At 63.7% G+C, this 18,737-nt stretch carries 16 protein-coding genes; 9 read left to right on the forward strand and 7 right to left on the reverse strand.

Translation table 11 applies throughout. The annotated features are described in order from the left end of the window. Nucleotides 1–893 (reverse strand): caspase family protein (locus tag AC066S_RS31000; RefSeq protein WP_478271381.1); only part of this gene is annotated, 893 nt, incomplete at its 3' end. Between the two features lie 376 nt (nucleotides 894–1,269). Here AC066S_RS31000 and AC066S_RS31005 point away from each other — a divergent pair. Both AC066S_RS31005 and AC066S_RS31010 read left to right on the forward strand, forming a co-directional pair. Continuing rightward, entirely contained in the window at nucleotides 1,270–2,076 is an 807-nt protein-coding gene (locus AC066S_RS31005) for an N-acyl homoserine lactonase family protein (RefSeq protein ID WP_164718953.1), read from the forward strand. 321 nt (nucleotides 2,077–2,397) lie between these two features. Beyond that, entirely contained in the window at nucleotides 2,398–3,210 is an 813-nt protein-coding gene (locus tag AC066S_RS31010) for a nickel-binding protein (RefSeq protein ID WP_126260615.1), read from the forward strand. A 715-nt stretch (nucleotides 3,211–3,925) separates the two neighbouring features. Here AC066S_RS31010 and AC066S_RS31015 read toward each other — a convergent pair. Further along, nucleotides 3,926–4,468: a MarR family winged helix-turn-helix transcriptional regulator gene (locus AC066S_RS31015; protein WP_126260616.1), complete on the reverse strand. Its 543-nt coding sequence runs from the start codon at nucleotides 4,466–4,468 to the stop codon at nucleotides 3,926–3,928. Between the two features lie 109 nt (nucleotides 4,469–4,577). Here AC066S_RS31015 and AC066S_RS31020 point away from each other — a divergent pair, with 109 nt between their 5' ends. The 5 genes from AC066S_RS31020 to fahA all read left to right on the forward strand — a co-directional run bounded on the left by AC066S_RS31020 (nucleotide 4,578) and on the right by fahA (nucleotide 10,199). Further along, nucleotides 4,578–6,194, forward strand: coding sequence for an FAD-dependent oxidoreductase (locus AC066S_RS31020; RefSeq protein ID WP_478271382.1), 1,617 nt, complete (start codon nucleotides 4,578–4,580; stop codon nucleotides 6,192–6,194). 21 nt (nucleotides 6,195–6,215) lie between these two features. Further along, nucleotides 6,216–6,443, forward strand: a complete 228-nt coding sequence (locus AC066S_RS31025) for a DUF2783 domain-containing protein (RefSeq protein WP_375306186.1) — start codon at nucleotides 6,216–6,218, stop codon at nucleotides 6,441–6,443. A gap of 37 nt (nucleotides 6,444–6,480) precedes the next feature. Continuing rightward, nucleotides 6,481–7,437, forward strand: a complete 957-nt coding sequence (locus AC066S_RS31030) for an MBL fold metallo-hydrolase (protein ID WP_126260619.1) — start codon at nucleotides 6,481–6,483, stop codon at nucleotides 7,435–7,437. Nucleotides 7,438–7,439: 2 nt separating this feature from the next. Next, entirely contained in the window at nucleotides 7,440–8,786 is a 1,347-nt protein-coding gene (gene hmgA / locus AC066S_RS31035; RefSeq protein ID WP_167772399.1) for a homogentisate 1,2-dioxygenase, read from the forward strand. Nucleotides 8,787–8,927: 141 nt separating this feature from the next. Continuing rightward, entirely contained in the window at nucleotides 8,928–10,199 is a 1,272-nt protein-coding gene (fahA, locus tag AC066S_RS31040) for a fumarylacetoacetase (RefSeq protein ID WP_478271383.1), read from the forward strand. A gap of 120 nt (nucleotides 10,200–10,319) precedes the next feature. Here fahA and AC066S_RS31045 read toward each other — a convergent pair whose 3' ends face one another. From AC066S_RS31045 to AC066S_RS31065, 5 genes are all read right to left on the reverse strand, one after another. Then, nucleotides 10,320–10,631, reverse strand: a complete 312-nt coding sequence (locus AC066S_RS31045) for a DUF1272 domain-containing protein (protein ID WP_478271384.1) — start codon at nucleotides 10,629–10,631, stop codon at nucleotides 10,320–10,322. Between the two features lie 107 nt (nucleotides 10,632–10,738). Further along, a complete protein-coding gene (locus AC066S_RS31050) occupies nucleotides 10,739–11,857 on the reverse strand; it encodes a CaiB/BaiF CoA transferase family protein (protein ID WP_478271385.1) in 1,119 nt (372 codons plus the stop codon). A gap of 206 nt (nucleotides 11,858–12,063) precedes the next feature. Further along, the gene (locus AC066S_RS31055; protein WP_478271386.1) at nucleotides 12,064–12,864 is read right to left on the reverse strand and encodes an FAD binding domain-containing protein; all 801 of its coding nucleotides are present in this window, start codon (nucleotides 12,862–12,864) and stop codon (nucleotides 12,064–12,066) included. 15 nt (nucleotides 12,865–12,879) lie between these two features. Further along, nucleotides 12,880–15,222: a xanthine dehydrogenase family protein molybdopterin-binding subunit gene (locus tag AC066S_RS31060; RefSeq protein WP_478271387.1), complete on the reverse strand. Its 2,343-nt coding sequence runs from the start codon at nucleotides 15,220–15,222 to the stop codon at nucleotides 12,880–12,882. An 85-nt stretch (nucleotides 15,223–15,307) separates the two neighbouring features. After that, a complete protein-coding gene (locus tag AC066S_RS31065) occupies nucleotides 15,308–15,793 on the reverse strand; it encodes a (2Fe-2S)-binding protein (RefSeq protein WP_126260626.1) in 486 nt (161 codons plus the stop codon). Nucleotides 15,794–16,291: 498 nt separating this feature from the next. Here AC066S_RS31065 and AC066S_RS31070 point away from each other — a divergent pair, with 498 nt between their 5' ends. Together AC066S_RS31070 and AC066S_RS31075 are read left to right on the forward strand one after the other, a co-directional pair. Next, the gene (locus AC066S_RS31070; protein WP_478271388.1) at nucleotides 16,292–16,741 is read left to right on the forward strand and encodes an SRPBCC family protein; all 450 of its coding nucleotides are present in this window, start codon (nucleotides 16,292–16,294) and stop codon (nucleotides 16,739–16,741) included. A 260-nt stretch (nucleotides 16,742–17,001) separates the two neighbouring features. Further along, nucleotides 17,002–18,717, forward strand: a complete 1,716-nt coding sequence (locus AC066S_RS31075; RefSeq protein ID WP_478271389.1) for a PQQ-dependent methanol/ethanol family dehydrogenase — start codon at nucleotides 17,002–17,004, stop codon at nucleotides 18,715–18,717. Nucleotides 18,718–18,737 lie beyond the last annotated feature (20 nt).

The raw sequence follows: 18,737 nt of genomic DNA on the forward strand, positions 1-18,737 counted from the left end.
GGTGCCGCGGCGGTGTCGGCCGGCTTCGACGGCGGAGGCGGTGTCGGCGGCGCGGGCGGGGCCGGCGGGTTGTTGGCGACGACCGGCGGCGGCGGCGCGGGAGGCGCGGGCGATGCCGCCGGTGCCGGACGCGGTCCGCCGGCTCCCGGGCTGAACGAGAAATCTTCGGCCAATGAAGAGGATATCCACGGCACCTGCTCGCCGCGCGACGCCCTTGTAACGCCCATCTTGGTACGGTTCAGCGTCTCCTCGGCCATCAGGTCGGGGACGCGGATTTCCTTCAAAAGCTCCTGGACGAACAGGCTGTGATCGCCGCCGGCGTCGGAGACCACCGAGGCCAGCGCCGCCGAATACATCACCAGCGTGCCGTTCGGCGCGATGACCGGGGTCAGGCCGGCCGAGAAGCTGCGGAACCGGCGCTCGAACGGATTGCGCCTGGAGGCGTCGATCAGTGCGATCTTGACGCCGGCGCCACGGGTGTTGAGCTCGCCGAGGACGGTCTCGAGGCTGAAACCGTCGCGGCGCACGTCGGACTCCGTCCAGATCTGCGCATCGATCGGCAGCAGGTAGCTCTGGCGCGCCGACTGGATGCCGAAGCCGCTGAAGAACACCAGCGCCACCGATCCCGGCTTGATCTTGCTGTAGAGCTTGTCGAAGGCGCGGCGCATGCCGTCGCCGGTCAGATTCTCGCCGATCTCGACCGCAAAGCCGTCGCGCTTGAGCTCGTCGGCGAGGTTGCGTGCATCGTTGATCGGTTCCTTCAGCGGAGCATCCGCGTCCGGATATTTGGCGTTGCCGATGACCAGCGCAAAACGCTCACCGGCCGCAAACGAGGGGGCAGTCGGGACGAGCGAGATGAGCAAGGGCAGAAGAAAAAAGAAGCGAATTTTCATAATCAGCGCGGTCCAGCCAAAAAGGCGCCGTTCCCAGCTTGCGCCGCGGCGACCTTAACTTACGCTTCTTCCATTATCAAACCGGGGACGGGGGGCGTCAACCGCTTGGAGATTCGGCGTTATCGCGACTATTGACCGCAACGCCTGGGTGCGCCGCAAGGGGAATAAACAGGTTGTCATGGCTGTCCTCGTCGCGATCCGGCTCGATCCTATCGGCAGCATGGTAGGGCAGGAACGGCGTCGAAAACGTGATGGGTCTCACATTGAAGGCCCCGCCGCGGTCGCGCCGCGCGGGGTTTGACCTTTACGGCGGACGATGGCTTGCTTGCGCAGCATCGTCCCGTCAAGACCCACTCAGAAAAGCAAAGCAAGAACCATGGGAAGCGCCTACGAGATCTACGCCCTGCGCTATGCGACGATGTCGCCGCGCACCCCCGGCATGAACTTCCTGGCGCCCGATCCGCATGACAGCGCGGCGCAGGATCTCGATTATTTCGTCTGGCTGATCCGCGGGGGCGGCCGCGACATTCTGGTCGACACCGGCTTCAATGCCGAAGAGGCGAGCGCGCGGGCGCGCAAGCTGACGCTGAACCCGGTCGATGCGCTGGAGCGCTTCGGCGTCGCCGCATCAAGCATTCGCGACGTCATCGTGACGCATTTGCATTACGACCATGCCGGCAATCTCGACCGTTTCCCGAAGGCGCGCTTCCATTTGCAGGAGCGCGAGATGGCCTACGCGACCGGCCGCTGCATGTGCAACGGCCTGTTGCGCCATCCGTTCTCGGTCGAGCACGTCACGCAGATGGTGCGCCATGTCTATGGCGAGCGCGTCACGTTCTACTCGGGCGAGGGCGAGGTCGCGCCCGGCGTCACCGTGCATCGTGTCGGCGGCCATTCCGACGGCTTGCAGGTGGTCAAGGTCGAAACCGCGCGGGGGCCGGTGGTGCTGGCATCCGATGCCGCGCACTACTACGCCAATCTGCAGCGCAGGAGCCCGTTCCCGATCGTCTACAATGTCGGCGACATGGCGCAAGGCTGGGAGACGATCGAGCGCCTCGCCGGCCATCCTGACCGCTTCATTCCCGGCCACGATCCGATCGTGACGGAGATCTATCCGCGTGCCGGCGACAAGGTCGACGCCTTCGCGCTGCACCTGCCGCCGTCGCGGTCGTTTGCGAAATAGCATGGCGTCAGTGCCTCGCGCCCTCGCACGCGTCTCGAAGGATGAAGGCCGAGATGCAGCAGCCGGGCCTTCATGGTTCTCGCGGCGATGCGAAGCATCGACCGCGAGACGGCGCTTACGCACCTCCGCGATCGACTTGGGTTCGTGCTCATAGATCCTGGATGCCGGCTTTCGAGGGGCGAGCGGACACGCAGCCCTACCCGCGGGACGTCGCCTTGTGACTCGGAGCTGACATCAGGACGCAGGGATTGGCCTTTCGGGAACTTCAAGCTTAGTGCAGACTTCAGGCCATATTTCGAAGAATTGGATAGGGTGCTGCCGATGCCAATTTTCCTTGATCGACACGATCTCTCGGGGCTGACCGCCGCCGATATCGCCGAGGCGCATCGCAAAGATTTGGAAGTGCAAGATCGATACGGCGTTCGTTTTCTAACGTACTGGTTTGATGAATCGCGCGGTACGGGCTTCTGTCTCATTGACGCACCGGATATCCGAACGGCGATGAGGGTTCATGACGAAGCTCACGGCGACGTAGCGAAAGATGTCATCGAAGTGGACCTCTCGGCGGTCCAGGCGTTTCTGGGGAGGGTGTCCGACCCGGCCCCTAGCGGCGCGGCAGACGATGTCAAATTCGATTCGGCGCTGCGAGCTATCATGTTCACCGACATCGTTGGCTCTACCAGCATGACGGAGCGTCTTGGCGATGCCCGTTCAGTGGAGATGGTTCGGGCTCATGACGCGCTGGTGCGCCGGGCCTTGAAGGACGAGGGCGGGCATGTGGTGAAGCACACCGGCGATGGTATCATGGCATCCTTTGCCGACGCCTCTGCCTCCGTGCAATGCGCCCGCGCCATCCAGCGGGCATTTGAAGCCTTCAATCTGGCGAGCAAGGAGAAGCTTCAGGTGCGAATTGGCATCGATGTCGGCGAGCCGATTGCTGACAGCAACGACCTGTTCGGTGCGACCGTTCAATTGGCCGCTCGTTTGTGTCAGTTGGCCGACCCCGATGCCATTCTCGTGTCAAAGGCTGTACAGGATTGCATCCGAGATCGTGTGCAAGTGTCAAGCTTGGGTGCCCACCATCTCAAAGGCTTTCAGCAGCCCATTGATGCATACGGAATCGAATGGCGTTAATTGTCGCGACTACTGGCGACGTCTGCGTTTGGCCCATCAGTGAAGTAGCAGCGCAGCCCATTGAGGTCCGCTCAGTGAGGCATTGCGAACCAGATTTGCTCAGGTTGAGTTCTTCGCCCCTTAGCGTTCGATCATTTCAGAGAACAATCTCTTAAGTCTGTGCCCATAAGGTGTGCTTCCTATCCGTCACGCAGACCGACATACACACTCATGGGCGAATTGCGATCCGAAGAGAGTCAAACTCAGCAGCTTGCAACTTGGCCGCGATGGAAACGATGGCTCGCCGACGCTGGTGTTCTTGACAGTCGCGTCCTGCTCATGAGCGACACTGAGCGGCAAAGAACTAAAACAGAGAACCTCAGGCGATTGGCTGCTCGACCGCTCTGGGAGAAGTGCATTGCGATCGCAGGACTTGCCACAGGCGCGATCTCTGTTGCGGCGTATCCATATTTATTCGGACACCTAACAATCGGATGGGGAAAACTGGGCTTCACCAGGACGATTGTTCTGTCCGAAGAGCCAGCTCTCTTCATAGCCACGCTGCTGTTGTTTGAGAGCTTCTTCGTCTGCTTATTCTATTTTTTGTACAAGGTTTACTTCTTTCAGGGCAGCGACGGACGCCCTAGGTCCTAACCAGTCTCGGCGAATGTCCGCTTCTGGCCCATCGCGGACGTGGGCCCGTGCTTCGTCGATGTCCGCTTTATGGGCACACGCGTTAATACGCCTGCTTCGCGTCGGCCTCTTCGCTGGTCTGAATCAAATCGAGGCTCTGCTCGATCTTGCCGAGCAGCATGGACAACTGCTTGCGCTCCTGCGCCGAGAGACAGGAGAGGATCTCGTCTTCACGCCGCAGCAATTGCGGGAACAGTTGCTCGTAGAGGGCGCGGCCCTTCGCCGTCAGTTGCAGGCGGAATTCGCGACGGTCGGCTTTGTTCTCGACCCGCTCGATCAGATCCTGATTGAGCAGCGCGGTCACCGCGCGGCTGATGGTGGATTTGTGCGTGCGGGTGCATTGCGCGATGAACTGCGCGCTGCAGGCATCGTTACGGAACCCGAGCGTGGCGATCACGCGCCAGGCCGGGATGTCGAGACCGTGGCGTTCCTGATATTCGACCGCGAGCGCGGAACTGACTTCGGCCGCGAGCCGGTTGAGCCGGAACGGCACGAACTTGAACAGATCGAGCCGCGGTTCTCGCCGCACTGCGGCCTGATCGGCCTCGCGCGCCTTCAGTGCGGTGTCGCTGGATGTCCTCGCCAAGAGAGTGCTCCGAATTCCAGTTGACGGCCGGCCGGCTCCGGTCCAAAATAGTTGCACGTGAGACTATCTAACAGATCAGTGCTCTCCTGACCAGAGCCGAGGTTAGTGTATGGCGCAACCCACGACGCATCAGGCCAAAGCCCAGTTCGGCTATCGCCGCCATCCCGATCAGGACCGCGCCAGCCAAAGCCCGGCCGAGCATCCGGTCGTGGTTGTCGGCGCCGGCCCGGTCGGGCTGTCGCTTGCGATCGATCTGGCCCAGCGCGGCCAGCGCGTCGTCCTGCTGGATGACGCCGACCGCATCGGCGAGGGCTCCCGCGCGATCTGTTTCTCGAAGCGGTCGCTGGAATATTGGGACCGGCTCGGCGTCGGCGACCGCATGGTCGCCAAGGGCGTGGTCTGGAGCGTCGGCCGGATCTTTCACGGGGAGTCCCAGCTCTACCAGTTCAACCTCCTGCCTGAAGACGGCCACAAGCGGCCGGCCTTCATCAATCTTCAGCAATATTACGCCGAGGCCTATCTGGTCGATCGCGTCAGCGAGCTTCCCGAGATCGACCTGCGCTGGCGCAACAAGGTGACGGCGCTGGAGCAGCGCAACGACGGCGTGGCGCTCACTATCGAGACGCCGGAGGGCGCCTATCGTCTGCATGCGCAATATGTCATCGCCTGCGACGGCGCGCGATCCTCGCTGCGGCAGATGGTCGGGGCCGAGTTCGCGGGACAGGTGTTCGAGGACCAGTTCCTGATCGCCGACGTCAAGATGACGGCGGAATTCCCGACCGAGCGCTGGTTCTGGTTCGATCCCCCGTTCCATGCCGGCCGCTCCGCGCTGCTGCACCGGCAGCCCGACGACGTCTGGCGCATCGATCTTCAGCTCAATCGTTATGCCGACCCCGTGATCGAAAAGAAGCCCGAGAATGTGCGGCCGCGGATCGCGCGCATGCTTGGTCACGACAAGTTCGAGTTCGAATGGATCTCACTCTACAAATTCCAGTGTCGGCGGATGGATCGTTTCATCCATGGCCGCGTGATCTTCGCCGGCGATTCCGCGCATCAGGTCTCGCCGTTCGGTGCGCGTGGCGCCAATTCCGGACTGGAGGACGCCGAAAATCTCTCGTGGAAGCTCGATCGCGTGCTGCGCGGCACTTCGCCGGCGAGCCTGCTCGAAAGCTATCATGCCGAGCGCAGCATGGCGGCCGACGAGAACATCCGCGAATCCACCCGTTCCACCGATTTCATGGCGCCGAACTCGCATCAGGAAGCGCGGCTGCGCAAGGCGGTGCTGTCGCTCGCCAAGGAGACCGAGTTCGGCAAGCGCATGGTCAATGGCGGACGGCTGTCGGTGCCGTGCAGCTACGATTCCCCGCTGTCGTCGCCCGATGCCGATGCCTGGCACGGCGGACCGCCTCCCGGCTGCTCCATGCTCGATGCGCCGATTGCCGAGCAGGCCTACCTGACGGATGCGTTCCGCAAGGGTGGAACGGACTTCACGCTGCTGTCGTTCAGCAATGGCGCCGCGATCGATCCGCCGGCCGGCGTCAAGGCGATCCGGATCGGCGGTGAGAGCGGACTTGCCGATCCCTCGGGCCTCGTCGCGAAGCGCTATGATGGCGGACCCGGCACGGCCTATCTGCTCAGGCCCGACGGCTATGTCACGGCGCGCTTCCGTCATCACACACGCGAAGCCGTCGCTGCGGCGCTGTCGCGCGCCCAAGGTTTTAATTGACGGCCTGAATCGAGGTTTTGCATGCCGTTGTCCACCGACTCCAATTTCGCGCGGCCTGACGACGCCTTTCGGGCCGTCGTCGAAGCGCATCGCGGCCTCACCGAGGAGCAGAGCGCCGATCTCGACGCGGCGCTGGTGCTGATCCTCGCCAATCATATCGGCGACATCGATGTGCTGCGCGAGGCGATCGGCCTCGCCAAGCGCCGCATGATCGACGGCCAGCAGCAGCAACAACAGCAGCAACAATGACCCCGAGAATTCAAAGCAAAGCTCAAAGGACGAATTGATGGCGAAGAACTTCGCATCCACCGGCGATCTCGCCGAGAAGAAGATCACCTTCTCCGAGATCGGCACCGATCTCTATGCCTTCACCGCCGAGGGCGATCCGAACACGGCCGTCATCGTCGGCGACGACGGCTGCCTCGTGTTCGACGCGCAGGCGACGCCGGCGATGGCGAACAAGGTGATCGAGCGCGTCCGCGCCGTCACCGACAAGCCGATCAAATATGTCGTGCTGTCGCATTATCACGCCGTGCGCGTGTTAGGGGCCTCCGCCTACAAGGCGCAGGGCATCGTCGCCTCGCAGGAGACCTACCGGTTGATCGCGGAGCGCGGCAAGCAGGATTGGGATTCCGAATATGGCCGCTTCCCGCGCCTGTTCCAGGATGCGCAGAGCATCCCGGGCCTGACCTGGCCGACGCTGACCTTCGAAGGCGAGATGACAATTTACCTCGGCAAGCGCGAGGTGCGGCTGATGCAGCTCGGGGCCGGCCACACCTCGGGCGACATCGTCGCCTGGGTGCCGGATGCCGAAGTGATGTTCTCCGGCGACCTGATCGAATATCATTCGGCCTGCTATTGCGGCGATGCGCATTTGCGCGAATGGCCGCTGACGCTGAACGAGATCCGCAACTTCAATCCCAAGGCCATCGCGCCGGGCCGCGGCGACGCGCTGAAGGGGCTCGCCACGGGCCGCGAGGCCATCGCGATGACGCGCGACTTCGTCACCTCGCTCTACGGCGCCGCCGAACTGTCGGTGGCCAAGGGCCGCTCGCTGAAGGAGACGATGGCGGCGACGCGCGAGGTGATGGATCCGAAGTTCTCGAGCTTCGCCATCTACGAGCACTGCCTGCCGTTCAACGTGTCGCGCGCCTATGACGAGGCCTCGGGGATCGACGATCCCGTGATCTGGACCGACAAGCGCGACCAGGAGATGTGGGCCGCCCTGCAAGGAGGAGGATAGCCATGAACATCAACACCTCGCCCGATCAGATCATCCGCAGCTCGGCCCAGGTGACGCCGGGCTACATGTCCGGCTTCGGCAACAGCTTCGAGACCGAGGCGCTGCCTGGCGCGCTGCCGATCGGGCGCAACTCGCCGCAGCGCTGCGCCTACGGGCTCTATGCCGAGCAATTGTCCGGCTCGCCCTTCACCGCGCCGCGCGGCAGCAACGAGCGCTCCTGGCTCTACCGTATCCGCCCGTCGGTGAAGCATTCCGGCCGCTTCGAGAAGGTCGATGCCGGCCTGTGGCGCTCGGCACCGTGTCATGAGTACGATCTGCCGATCGCGCAGCTGCGCTGGGATCCGACGCCGCTGCCGAAGGAGGACGTCACCTTCGTCCAGGGCGTGCAGACCATGACCACCGCTGGCGACGTCAACACGCAGGCCGGCATGGCCGCGCATGTCTACCTCATCACCAAGTCGATGGTGGACCAGCATTTCTACAATGCCGACGGCGAGCTGATGTTCGTGCTGCAGCAGGGCAATCTTCGCCTCGTCACCGAGTTCGGCCGCATCGATGCCGAGCCCGGCGAGATCGTGGTGATCCCGCGCGGCGTCAAGTTTCGCGTCGAGATTCCGAACGGGCCGGCCCGCGGCTATCTCTGCGAGAACTACGGCGGCGCGTTCACGCTGCCGGAACGCGGGCCGATCGGTGCCAATTGCCTTGCCAATGCCCGCGACTTCCTGACGCCGGTCGCGCATTACGAGGACAAGGACACGCCGACCGAGCTCTACGTGAAATGGGGCGGCGCGCTGTTCAAGACGCAGCTCGCGCATTCGCCGATCGACGTGGTCGCCTGGCATGGCAATTACGCGCCCTACAAATACGACCTGCGCACCTTCTCGCCGGTCGGTGCGATCGGGTTCGATCATCCCGATCCCTCGATCTTCACGGTGCTGACCTCGCCGTCGGAAACCGCGGGCACCGCGAATATCGACTTCGTCATCTTCCCCGAGCGCTGGATGGTGGCCGACAACACCTTCCGTCCGCCCTGGTACCACATGAACATCATGAGCGAGTTCATGGGCCTGATCTACGGCGTCTACGACGCCAAGCCGCAAGGCTTCGTCCCCGGCGGCATGAGCCTGCACAATTGCATGCTGCCGCACGGCCCCGACCGCGATGCCTTCGAGCATGCCAGCAATGGCGAGCTCAAGCCGGTGAAGCTGACCGGCACCATGGCCTTCATGTTCGAGACCCGCTATCCGCAGCGCGTCACCGCGCACGCCGCCAATGCCTCGACGCTGCAGGACGACTATGCCGATTGCTGGAAGGGCCTGGAGAAGAAGTTCGATCCGAGCAAGCCGTAGTTACTGCGTCATTCCGGGATGCGCCGAAGGCGCAGGCCCGGAATCCATAACCACGATCGTGAGTATGGATTCCGGGCTCGCGCTCCGCGCGCCCCGGAATGACGGTGGAGAAACCGTCAGAAAATATCCGGCAGGAAACCCATGCCCCACCCCAACGACCCCAGCCTGCGCTCCTTCATCGAGGTCGACCCTTCTTCCGACTTCCCGATCCAGAACCTGCCCTACGGCGTGTTCTCGACCGCGGCCAATCCGACCCCGCGCGTCGGCGTCGCGATCGGCAATTACGTGCTCGATCTCTGGGAGCTCGAGCAGGATTCCCGGCTCGATGTCGGTCCGCTCGGCGTGTTCTCCGGAGCTTCGCTCAATCCCTTCATGGCGCTGGGGCCAAAAGTCTGGGCAAAGACACGGGCACGGATCAGCGAGCTGTTGCGCCACGATCATCCGGAGCTGCGCGACAACGAGGAGCTGCGCAAACAGGCGCTGGTGCCGATGCGCGAGGCCAAGCTGCATCTGCCGTTCGCCGTCTCCGGCTACACCGATTTCTATTCCTCGAAGGAACACGCCACCAATGTCGGCGTGATGTTCCGCGGCAAGGACAATGCGCTGCAGCCGAACTGGCTGCATATGCCGATCGCCTATAACGGCCGCGCCTCGACCGTCGTGGTCTCCGGCACCAAGGTGAAGCGCCCGCGCGGGCAGTTGAAGCCGCCGAATGTGGATCTGCCGAGCTTTGCGCCGTGCAAGCGACTCGATTTCGAGCTGGAGATGGGCGCGGTGATCGGCCAGCCCTCGCCGATGGGCGGCATGCTTGGGGAGCAACAGGCCGAGGAGATGATCTTCGGCTTCGTGCTGCTCAACGACTGGAGCGCGCGCGATATCCAGCAATGGGAATATGTGCCGCTCGGCCCGTTTCTGGCCAAGGCGTTCGCGACCTCGATCAGCCCCTGGGTGGTGACGCGCGAAGCGCTGGAGCCGTTCCGGCTGAAGGGGCCGCAGCAGGAGCCGGTGCCGCTCGATTATCTCAAGCAGAGCAAGCCGCAGAACTACGATGTCGAGCTCGACGTCTCCTTGCGCGCCGCCGGCGCCAACGCTCCCGCCAGCATCAGCCGCACCAATTTCAAGTACATGTACTGGTCCTCGGTGCAGCAGCTGATGCACCACGCTTCCTCAGGCTGCGCCATGAATGTCGGCGATCTCCTCGGCAGCGGCACCATCTCCGGCCCGGAGAAGAACCAGCGCGGCAGCCTGCTCGAGATCAGCTGGAACGGCAGCGAGCCGGTCGAGCTTCCCGGCGGCACCAAGCGCTCGTTCCTGGAAGACGGTGATAGCCTCGTCATGCGCGGCTGGTGCCAGGGCAACGGCTACCGCATCGGCTTCGGCGAGGTCGAGGGGACGATCTTGCCGGCGGAGTAGGCCGCCCTCTCCACATTCTCCGTCATTGCGAGGAGCTCTTGCGACGAAGCAATCCAGACTGCTTCAGCGGATGCATTTCTGGATTGCTTCGCTGCGCTCGCAATGACGGCGTGGAAAGGCCTACCGCCTCTCTGGCGGCACGTCCCTGATCCTCGCGCAATGCGCGGCGACGTCCTCGAGGCTGTATTTCAAATGCACGCGCTTGTCGGACGGCGCCTGCTTCGCCGTGCAGATCCCCGGCCGCCATTCCCGGGTGGGGCGGATCGGGCGCGGCGCAAAGCCACCGCCGCAGTTCGGGCAGACGTTGAACAGCTTGGTCTCGACGCAGTCCGCGCAGAACGTGCATTCGTAGGAGCAGATCCGCGCGTCCGTTGCGTTTGGTGGCAGGTCGCGGTCGCAATATTCGCAGTTCGGCCGAAGCTGGAGGGCCATGGCAAATCTCCCGGAGCGACCGCGATCATCGCAGATCGCGCCCGCGGTGCGAACGACGTAGTTCCCTCGATTTCAGCCGGCCTGATGGCCGTGTGGCAGAAGAGATCCTATCTCTTCCAGGCCGTCGTCACCGCGGCGATCTCCGCCGGCTCCGGCTCGCGCACGGCCGAGGGCGTGCGCGAGAAACGCGGCGCGGGACCGGGCTGCTTCACGCCGTGGCGCTCGATGAACACGTTGCGCGCGACCATGTGCGGATGCTTTGTCGCCTCCGACATGGTCAGCACCGGCGCGAAGCAGATGTCGGTGCCTTCCATGATCTTGCACCAATCCTCGCGCGTCTTGCTCTTGAACACCGCCTTGAGCTTCTCCTTCAGCGCCGGCCAGGCCTTGGGGTTCATCTGCGCGTCGAAATCGGCATCGGTCAGCCCGGCATGCTGGCGCAGCAGCGCGTAGAACTGCGGCTCGATCGAGCCGATCGAGATGAAATGACCGCAGGCGCATTCATAGACGCCGTAGAAGTGCGCGCCGCCGTCGAGGAAGTTCTGGTCGCGCCCTTCGGTCCAGCGTCCCATATTGGCCATGTCGAAGAAGAACGACATCAGCGAGGCCGCGCCGTCGCACATCGCGGCGTCGACGACCTGGCCCTTGCCGGATCTCTGCGCTTCCAGCAGCGCGGCGAGCACGCCGACGACGAGATAGAGCGCGCCGCCGCCGAAATCGCCGACCAGATTGAGCGGCGGCACCGGCGCTTCCTTCGGTCCGATGGCGGCGAGCGCGCCGGTGATGGAGATGTAATTGATGTCGTGGCCGGCGGCATTGGCGAGCGGGCCTTGCTGGCCCCAGCCGGTCATGCGGCCATAGACCAGCTTGGGATTGCGCGCGAGCACGACGTCCGGCCCGAGGCCGAGCCGCTCCATCACGCCGGGACGAAAACCCTCGACCAGCGCATCGGCGCTCGCGAGCAGATCCAGCACCTGCGCGATCGCCGCCTTGTCCTTGAGGTCGAGCTCGATCACCTTGCGGCCGCGCCCGGCCACCGACTTCATGTTCTTCTTCGCACCGACGCGGTCGAGCGTGACGACGTCGGCGCCCATGTCCGCGAGCATCATGCAGGCGAACGGGCCGGGCCCGATGCCGGCGAATTCAACGATGCGGAAGCCCGCAAGCGGGCCGGAGCTGCGGGCGGACGAGGCTTCCGATTTTTCTTGGGCTGATTGATCGAGCACGTTGTTGTTTCCTCGGGTCGCGGGCGGATGCCGGCGATCCGGCAGCCGTCTCTGACATTCTTTGTGGGGCGAGTTAATCGGCCGATTAACTTTTCTCGCCTTCGCGCCAGTGAGGCAAGCGGTTTTCATGCCGCATGGCCAAAATAAAACGGCGCGCACCGAAGTGCGCGCCGCGGAAAATTTGTGTCGAGGCGCTGGCCGCGGGATCAACCCGCAGCAGAAACCGCGCGTTGCGCCATCACCTTGATGAGATTGGCGCGATACTCCGCGGTGCCGTGGATATCGGCCAGCAATCCGTTTGCCGAAATGCTGACGCCGTCGATCGCCGCCGGCGACCAGTTCGCCTTCAGCGCGGCTTCGATGGCGGGAACCCGCATCACGCCGCTCTGCGAGGCGCCTGTGGCGGCGACGCGAACCTCGCCCGACTTGGTCTGGGCCACGAACACCCCGGTCAGCGCGAAGCGCGAGGCCGGATGGCGCATCTTCTCATAGCCTGCCTTCGCCGGCACGGGGAATGATACGGCGGTAATGAGCTCGCCGTCTTCGAGCGCCGTCGAGAACAGGCCCTGGAAGAAATCCTCCACCGCAATTGACCGCTTGTTGGTCTTGACGGTGGCGCCGAGCGCGAGCAGCGCGGCCGGGAAGTCCGCGGCGGGATCGTTGTTGGCAATCGAGCCGCCGATCGTGCCGCGATAGCGCACGGCAGGGTCGCCCAGCACCGAGGTGAGATGGGCGATCGCGGGAATCGCTTTCTTCACATCGGCATTCGTCATGATGTCGTAATAGGTCGTGGCGGCCTTGATGGTCAGCGTGTCGCCCGACAATTCGACGCCCTGCAGCTCCTTGATCTTGCCGAGGTCGATGACGTCGGAGGGGCTTGCGAGCCGCTGCTTCATCACAGGCAGCAGCGTCTGGCCACCGGCCAGGAACTTCGCTTCGCTGCTCTTGCCGAACAGGCTGACGGCCTCGTCGACCGAGGAAGCGCGATGATAGGTGGTCTGGTACATCTTGGTTGCTCCCTCTTAAGCCGCGTGGATGGTGCGCCAGACCCGGTCAGGGGTCGCGGGCATTTCCAGATTGTTCTTGCCGATCGCATCCGTGATCGCGTTGATCACGGCCGCTGACGCCCCGATCGCGCCGGCCTCACCGCAACCCTTGATGCCCAAGGGATTGCCCGGGCACAGCGTCGTGGTGTGGGAGAGATTGAATGAGGGCACATCGTCGGCGCGCGGCATGGCGTAGTCCATGAACGAGGCCGTGACCGGCTGGCCGTTGGCATCGTAGATCGCATGCTCGAGCAGGGCCTGTCCGATGCCTTGAACAAGGCCGCCATGGACCTGGCCCTCGACGATCATCGGGTTGATCAGCCGGCCGAAATCGTCGGCCGCGACGAAGTTGACGAAGGAGGTCTTGCCGGTGCCGGAATCGACCTCGAGCTCGCAGATATAGGTGCCGGCCGGGAAGGTGAAGTTGGTCGGGTCGTAGAAGGCGCTTTCCTTCAGGCCCGGCTCCATCCCGTCAGGCAGATTGTGCGCGGTGTAGGCCGCGAGCGCCACCATCGGCAGGGCGATCGCCTTGTCGGTGCCGGTCACCTTGAACTCGCCGTTCTCGATGACGATGTCGGCCTCGGAAGCTTCCAGCGCATGGGCTGCAATCTTCTTGGCCTTCGCTTCCATCTTCTCCATCGCCTTCAGGATCGCGGTGAGGCCGACGGCCGCCGAGCGCGAGCCGTAGGTGCCCATGCCGAACTGCACCTTGTCGGTGTCGCCATGGACGATCGAGACCTGGCTGATGGGAACGCCGAGGCGCTCCGCGACGAGCTGGCAGAATGTGGTCTCATGACCCTGGCCGTGGCTGTGCGACCCCGTGAGGATCTCGATGGTGCCGACCGGATTGACGCGCACCTCGGCCGATTCCCACAGGCCGACGCCGGCGCCCAGGCTGCCGACCGCCTTCGACGGCGCGATGCCGCAGGCCTCGATGTAGCAGGACACGCCGATCCCGCGCAGCTTGCCATCGGCCTTCGCCTTGGCCTTGCGGGCGGGGAAGCCGGCATAGTCGATCGCCTTCATCGCGGCATCGAGCGAGGCGTTGAAGTCGCCGGTGTCGTAGGCCATGATCACGGGTGTCTGGTGCGGGAACTGGGTGATGAAGTTGCTCCGGCGCAGTTCGGCCGGATCGACCTTGAGCTGCCGCGCCGCCGTTTCCATCAGACGTTCGATCAGATAGCTGGCCTCGGGACGGCCCGCGCCACGATAGGCGTCGACCGGCGTGGTGTTGGTGTAGACCCCGATCACCTCGGCATGGATCGCCGGGATGTTGTACTGGCCCGACAGCAGCGTCGCGTAGAGATAGGTCGGTACCGAGGACGAGAACAGCGACATGTAGGCGCCGAAATTGGCGTAGGTCTTCACCTTGAAGCCGGTGATCTTGTTGTTGGCGTCGAACGCCATCTCGGCATGGGTCACATGGTCGCGGCCATGCGCGTCGGTGAGGAAGGCCTCGGTGCGGTCGCCGGTCCATTTCACGGGACGGCCTACCTTCTTCGAAGCCCACAGCGCCACCATCTCCTCGGGATAGATGAAGATCTTGGAGCCGAAGCCGCCGCCGACATCGGGGGCGATCACGCGCAGCTTGTGCTCGGGCGCGATATTGTAGAACGCCGACAGCACGAGGCGGGCGACGTGCGGGTTCTGCGAGGTCGTGTAGAGCGTGAAGTGCTCTTCCGCCGCATCGTAATCGGCGATCGCCGCCCGCGGCTCCATTGCATTCGGGGCGAGGCGGTTGTTGGTGACGTCGAGCTTCACCACATTGGCGGCCTTGGCGAAGGCCGCATTTACGGCGCCCTCGTCGCCGATCACCCAGTCATAGACCTGGTTGCCGGGCGCTTCGGGATGAAGCTGCGGCGCGCCTGATTTGATCGCGGCCTGGACGTCGGCGACCGCGGGAAGTTCTTCGTAGTCGACGACGACCGCTTCCGCGGCATCGCGCGCCAGATTCTTGCTTTCGGCGATCACGACCGCGACGGCCTGCCCGACGAAGCGCACCGTCTCCGGCGCCATCGCCGGCCAGGCGCCCATCTTCATCGGGCTGCCGTCCTTGGAGGTGATGGCCCAGCCGCAGATCAGGTTGCCGACCTTGTCGTCGACGATCTGCTGGCCCGTGAGCACCGCGACCACGCCCGGCATCTTCAGCGCGGCCGACGAATCGATCTTCTTCACCTTGGCGTGGGCGTGCGGGCTGCGGATGAAATGGGCATGGGTCATGCCCGTCAGCTTGATGTCGTCGACGTAGCGGCCCTTGCCGGTGATGAAACGCTTGTCTTCCTTGCGCACGACGCGCGCGCCGATACCTTCAACACCCATGTCTGGTCCTCCCGACCGGAAATTTTATGGCTGCGCTTTCCTTCGAAAGCAGCAGGCGGTGATTCTTCTTTCGAGGCGCGCCGATTTACTCGGCCGCCTGCGAGACCTTCATGCGCCCGGCTGCATCCAGCACGGCCTTGACGATGTTGTGGTAGCCGGTGCAGCGGCAGATATTGCCTTCCAGCTCGCTGCGGACGGTCGCCTCGTCGAGCTGACCACCATGGCGATGCACGATGTCGATCGCCGACATGATCATGCCCGGCGTGCAATAGCCGCATTGAAGACCATGATTGTCGCGGAAGGCGGCTTGCATCGGGTGCAGCTCGTCGCCCTTGGCGATGCCCTCGATGGTGGTGATGGTGGAGCCGTCGGCCTGGCCCGCCAGCATGGTGCAGGATTTCACCGCCTTGCCGTCCATATGGACCACGCAGGCCCCGCACTGGCTGGTGTCGCAGCCGACATGGGTCCCGGTGAGGTTGAGGTGATCGCGCAGAAGCTGGACCAGCAGCGTGCGGTCCTCGACATCGACGGCAACGGCCTTGCCGTTCACCGTCAGTTTGACTGTAGACACGTGACGTCCTCCCAAAGTGATTTTGATTGGTTCTAATTAGAGACAGCGCAACGGAACTTTGCAACTGGCATTTTGGTGACCTCGCGTCATGGAAAGGTCATCGTGGCAGTCGTTACGGCGCGCAATTCGGTCATGACGCTCCGAGCCGTCACCAACACGTGGCGCGGCCGCAAGGCAGGTGTGGAAAGTTCGGCATCGCTTCCGCGGGCAATGTCGCAGCGTCGACGCCGCGTATCGCCACCGCTCGCGCGCGAGTTCAGCCCTGTCGCACGTTGCTCTCCCCTGGATATCTTGTTCCTTGGCGTGAATAGGAGCACGTGCCCGCGGCTTTGTAATCGCGATCTTGGTAGTATGTGGCGGAACGCTAAGTAGTTGATTTTACTGTGATTCTTCTGGGGGCGATGGGCGCCGCGTCCGCTCGCCTCCTACTTCCTGGCGATTGATCGACGGCGGCTGCCGCCCTATCCGCGCTGAGCAAGCACAACGGAGGGTGGAACGATGCAGATGAACGAGAGCCAGCGCATCCCGGCGTCGAAAGCGAAAGTCTGGGCCGCGCTCAACGATCCCGAGATTCTGAGGCGCTGCATTCCCGGCTGCCAATCGCTCGAGATGGCGTCGCCCACGGAGATGACGGCCATTGTGGTGCTGAAGGTCGGTCCGGTGAAGGCGACGTTCAGCGGCAAGGTCACGCTGACCGATATCGATGCGCCCAACGGCTATCGCATCGTCGGCGAGGGCGCCGGCGGCGTCGCCGGCTTTGCCAAGGGCGGCGCGAAGGTCAGGCTCGCCGAAGAGACACCGGACGTCACCATCCTGCATTACGAAGCGGAGGCGCAGATCGGCGGCAAGCTCGCGCAGCTCGGCGCGCGGTTGATCGATTCGACGTCGCGAAAACTCGCCGTGAGCTTCTTCGACAACTTCGCCGCATTGGTAGCGCCGTCATCGTGACCGATGCGCGATCGCGGCGCGATGCTGCCTGAATTCGATGGCGCATTTCGAGCTGCAAAATAAGGGCAAGACACAAGGCGGGACAACGAGATGAGCGGCGAAAGTCGCCAATGATTTGCACTACTACCTTCCGCCTATACTAAGCGCCACAAGCCGATGCTGTAATTTCCAACGATGGTTCGCAGACGAACTGCGCATCGCGAGCGCAACGCGCTCAGGCGTCCAACGTGGCGTGCACAACAACATCGTGGAGGGAATACATGACCTTTGGAACGAAGGGATTCTTGGCTGGCATCTCGATGATTGCGGTGCTGGCCGCCGTGAACTCAGGCGTTCGCGCCAACGACTCGCTGATCAAGGCGCAATCGGATGCAAACCAGTGGGCCGTTGCCGGCCACGACTACGCCAACACGCGCTACAGCCCGCTCAAGCAGATCAACACCGAGAACGCCGGCAAGCTGACGCTCGCTTATTCGTTCTCGCTGGCGTCGCTGCGCTCGAACGAATCCTCGCCGATCGTCATTGGCAACACGCTGTACGTGTCGAGCTCCTGGGGCCCGAAATACGTCTATGCGCTCGATGCCGCGACCGGCGCGCGCAAGTGGACCTGGGAGCCCGAAATTCCCGAGGACGTGCTGCAATATGCCTGCTGCGACGTGAACAATCGCGGCGTCTCCTATGCGGACGGAAAGATCTTCATCGGCCGTCTCGACGGCAAGCTGACGGCGCTCGATGCCGCGACCGGCAAGTCGCTGTGGACCACGAAGGTCGTCGACTACAAGCAGGGCTCGGTCATCACCTCGCCTCCGCTGGTCGTGCGCGACAAGGTCATCACCGGGTTCGGTGGCGGCGAATACGGCGTGCGCGGCTCGCTCCAGGCCTTCGACATCAACACCGGCAAGCAGCTGTGGCAGACCTTCACGGTCCCCAGTCCGGACGAGCCCGGCGGCGACACCTGGAAGGGCGATTCCGCCCAGCATGGCGGCGGCGCGGCCTGGCTGGTCGGCTCCTACGATCCCAAGACCGACACCGTCTATTGGGGCACCAGCAATCCCGGTCCGTGGAACACCGGCGTCCGTTCGACCGGCGACGGCAATTTCGGCAAGCTGACCAACCTCTACACCGCCTCGACGCTCGCGCTCGATCCCAACACCGGCAAGATCAAGTGGCACATCCAGACCACGCCGGCCGACGCCTGGGACTATGACGGCGTCAACGAGGCCGTGCTCGCGGACCTGAAGATCGGCGGCAACACCGTTCCGGCGCTGATGAAGGCGGACCGCAACGGCTACTTCTTCGTCGCCAACCGCGAGACTGGCAAGGTGCTCTCGGCGGAGAAATACGTCTTCTCCAACTGGGCGAAGAAGTGGGACGTCAACACCATGCGCGCGGTCGAAGACCCGGACAAGCGTCCGGGGCCGGGCCATCCCGCCAAGGACATCTGCCCGAACCTGATCGGCGGCAAGAACTGGCAGCCGATGTCCTTCAATCCGCAGACCGGGCTCGTCTACATCCCCTCGAACAATGTCTGCATGGACTGGTCGGTCTCCGACGTCACCTACAAGCGCGGCGTGTTCTATCTCGGCGCCGAATTCCCCACCAAGGAAGGCCCCGGCGGCTTCCTCGGCGAACTCGTGGCCTGGGATCCGATCGCCCAGAAGAAGGTCTGGTCGATCAAGGAAGACCTGCCGTTCAACGGCGGCACGCTGACCACCGGCGGCGGCCTCGTGTTCGCCGGCAACATCCATGGCGACTTCCGCGCCATCGATGCGAAGTCCGGCAAGGTGCTGTGGAGCAAGAATCTCGGCTCCGGCATCGGCGCGGGCCCGGTGACCTACAGCGTCGACGGCAAGCAATACGTTGCCATCGTCGTCGGCCGCACGGCGGCATTGCCCGCGTTCCTGGGCGAGGTTGGAAAGAAGATGACGGCCGCAGCCCCCGAGGGCGGCTCGCTCTTCGTGTTCTCCGTCCAGTGACGACTCGCGCGCGTATCCCG

The organism is Bradyrhizobium sp. CFUWI (assembly GCF_056429085.1).

What these genes read in the sequence shown, in the direction of transcription:
- AC066S_RS31060 (WP_478271387.1), bottom strand. Translation starts at nt 15,222, where the DNA reads ATGGGTGTTGAAGGTATCGGCGCGCGCGTCGTGCGCAAGGAAGACAAG.
- AC066S_RS31075 (WP_478271389.1), top strand. Translation starts at nt 17,002, where the DNA reads ATGACCTTTGGAACGAAGGGATTCTTGGCTGGCATCTCGATGATTGCG.
- hmgA (WP_167772399.1), top strand. Translation starts at nt 7,440, where the DNA reads ATGAACATCAACACCTCGCCCGATCAGATCATCCGCAGCTCGGCCCAG.
- AC066S_RS31020 (WP_478271382.1), top strand. Translation starts at nt 4,578, where the DNA reads ATGGCGCAACCCACGACGCATCAGGCCAAAGCCCAGTTCGGCTATCGC.
- AC066S_RS31025 (WP_375306186.1), top strand. Translation starts at nt 6,216, where the DNA reads ATGCCGTTGTCCACCGACTCCAATTTCGCGCGGCCTGACGACGCCTTT.
- AC066S_RS31045 (WP_478271384.1), bottom strand. Translation starts at nt 10,631, where the DNA reads ATGGCCCTCCAGCTTCGGCCGAACTGCGAATATTGCGACCGCGACCTG.
- AC066S_RS31055 (WP_478271386.1), bottom strand. Translation starts at nt 12,864, where the DNA reads ATGTACCAGACCACCTATCATCGCGCTTCCTCGGTCGACGAGGCCGTC.
- fahA (WP_478271383.1), top strand. Translation starts at nt 8,928, where the DNA reads ATGCCCCACCCCAACGACCCCAGCCTGCGCTCCTTCATCGAGGTCGAC.
- AC066S_RS31010 (WP_126260615.1), top strand. Translation starts at nt 2,398, where the DNA reads ATGCCAATTTTCCTTGATCGACACGATCTCTCGGGGCTGACCGCCGCC.
- AC066S_RS31070 (WP_478271388.1), top strand. Translation starts at nt 16,292, where the DNA reads ATGCAGATGAACGAGAGCCAGCGCATCCCGGCGTCGAAAGCGAAAGTC.
- AC066S_RS31005 (WP_164718953.1), top strand. Translation starts at nt 1,270, where the DNA reads ATGGGAAGCGCCTACGAGATCTACGCCCTGCGCTATGCGACGATGTCG.
- AC066S_RS31030 (WP_126260619.1), top strand. Translation starts at nt 6,481, where the DNA reads ATGGCGAAGAACTTCGCATCCACCGGCGATCTCGCCGAGAAGAAGATC.